The 651-nt window shown below is 49.0% G+C and carries 1 protein-coding gene; it reads left to right on the top strand.

Translation table 11 applies throughout. The annotated features are described in order from the left end of the window. Window positions 1-227: 227 nt before the first annotated feature. Window positions 228-651, top strand: a 424-nt coding sequence (locus tag FK268_RS25910; protein WP_205124528.1) for a penicillin-binding protein 1C, incomplete at its 3' end; no start/stop codon positions are given.

Here is a 651-nt window from a genome sequence, read left to right as displayed (position 1 = left end):
AACTGTGATTAGAGACGATCGAGATAGAAAATCGTTATTTGAGAGAGCTATTGGATAGCGCCGCCATTTGAGAGGGCCACTTGAGAGAGATCTGACAGTGGTATCGAAGAGTGAGCGGGTTATTAGAGGGCGTTGATCGCTCTTTCCGCCTCCAAATAGTGGGAATCATTGCGGTTAACTAAGAGTTTGGGGAGTGGCGATGAAGCGTTGAGAAGAAGGATGCTTATGTGAAGCAGGAATATTGTGACAATGGGGGATCAGCGGAGGGTCGAGCGGTCGATTCACAAGTGGAGTCAGAGCTCGATCTACCGATGGAGCCTCAGATAAGATCAAGGATCGCTCCTAAAAAGTGGGGACGATGGCGCTCTTTTTGGCGCCTAGTGTGGCTCTCTCCGCTTATAGTGCTCTCTCTATCTGCGCTGCTCTTTCTTCTTCTCAATTTTCTCTTTCCGTTGCAACCGCCCGTTATCTCTGTTGCTACCACGGTGGTCGCTGCTGATGGACAACTTTTACGACAATTTACCGATCATGAAGGGCGTTTGCGACACTGGATAACGCCGGAAGAGGTGGCGCCTAGCTATCTTTCGGCACTATTAACTTATGAGGATCGCTACTTTTATCACCATTTTGGGGTCAATCCCTTTGCAACGC

Origin of the sequence: Tsukamurella sputi, assembly GCF_007858445.1 — a bacterium.
Taxonomy (GTDB): Bacteria; Actinomycetota; Actinomycetes; order Mycobacteriales; family Mycobacteriaceae; genus Tsukamurella; species Tsukamurella sputi.
Note: the sequence above shows the minus strand (reverse complement) of the source record. Positions and strands in the feature narration are given on the sequence as shown.